The organism is Mesorhizobium sp. M1143 (genome assembly GCF_040318435.1).
GTDB lineage: Bacteria > Pseudomonadota > Alphaproteobacteria > Rhizobiales > Rhizobiaceae > Mesorhizobium.
In genome coordinates, this window is record NZ_JAMYMJ010000173.1 from 1 (window position 1) to 1,424 (window position 1,424).

Annotated in this window: 2 protein-coding genes; one reads left to right on the top strand and one right to left on the bottom strand. The window is 60.1% G+C overall.

Features of this window, described 5'->3' with window-relative positions:
• The coding region (locus tag NKH35_RS31715; protein WP_352917569.1) for a helix-turn-helix domain-containing protein at positions 1-180 on the top strand (180 nt) is incomplete at its 5' end.
• Positions 181-718: 538 nt separating this feature from the next.
• Here NKH35_RS31715 and NKH35_RS31720 read toward each other — a convergent pair.
• Positions 719-1,424, bottom strand: a 706-nt coding sequence (locus NKH35_RS31720) for a hypothetical protein (protein WP_352917570.1), incomplete at its 5' end; no start/stop codon positions are given.

Genomic DNA, 1,424 nt, shown 5'->3' on the forward strand with positions numbered 1-1,424 from the left:
CTCGGTGTCAGGCGGCCCGGCGTCACCATAGCGCTGCAAACCTTGGAGGGCCAAGGTCTGATACGCTCAATGCGAGGAGAGGTAGTCATTCTTGATCGCGCGCGTCTAATTGCGCTGGCTGATGGGTCATATGGCAGGGCTGAAGCCGAATACGCTCGGCTAGTCGGCAAACTGCATTGATCGCAGGTGCCGCGGCGTCCGTAGCGCCGCGACGGTGATCGCCAACGAATGTGCTCGACAGGAGATGGTCGATCTCCTGCATTGGAGTCACGTAAGCCGCCTAGACAGAGTCTTCACCGCCGACGTTGCCGAGCATCGGGATCCAAGACGAAGCTGTCATGCCGGCACCGCTGCATGCGCCCCGCGAGGAACAAACCGCCCCTCGCCTTCGTTCAGGATCCCGAAGCACGATACGGCTGTGCACCACCTTCCGGCCACTCAAAGGAGACCCGAGACGACTTGGTCCGTAAAGGAGGTTTTCGAAGAGCATCTGAGGCTTCGCGCGGCAGGCGATATCGAGGAGGATCTCTTGGGCGCACTGCCATCTAACCTCGATTAAACAGGCACTGATGTGCTGGCTGGAGCAATGGCGAGACTCATTGCACCAGCCAAGTTCAGGGCATGTGCAGACAACCGCTTTTGGCCCGGAACAGATCGATTGGCGGCATAGCCTTATCTTTCCCTCACAACGGGAAGGCTGTTTCGGGACTTTTCGAAATCAGCGGATCACAGGCTCGCCATGGAAGCGGCGGCGCGATGGAGGAGAAACGCCGAAGCCAACTTCCATCATCAGCCGTGGCCTGTGCGACGGCACGGTGCCCATATGGAACCCGAACGGATCCTCGACGAAACCGAAACCGGCCTTGCCGGTCAGCGTGACCGGACTCTGCTTGCCGTAGACGTCCAGAATCTCTTGCGCTGGATGGCCGACGACAAGCGTAAATTGGTGCTTGAGGGCGCGGCGATCATGGCTGCCGCGAACATAGATATGCGGGCCGGTCCCCTCGTCGACGGGCACCAGATAGAAAAAGAACTTCAGCATCCGCCAGTCGTCCAGGTCGAAGTGGTATTTGCCGAGCGAAGCCAGGTTCTTGTCCGCGTCCGACGCCTGGCCGGTCGGGAAGCTCCACCAGACGCGCGTCGTGATCAGCGTCGCCTGGCCGCCGAGATAGTGCGCCGCGATATCCATGAGCAGCGGATCGTTTTGGATGGCAACGGCCGACTTACAGCCCAGAATGCGCTCGAAATAATGGCCGCTGAGCAACGGACGGCCAAATCGCGCCTCAGCCTCCGCATGCTCCGCCGGCATGAACTCGAGTCGGCGATCGAAATTGCCGAAACAAGGTGTGCACCTGGCGAATGCGGCTACATCTTCAGCCACCATTGCAGGCAGGACAAGGCCGGGAAAAAGCCCATCCATCCGC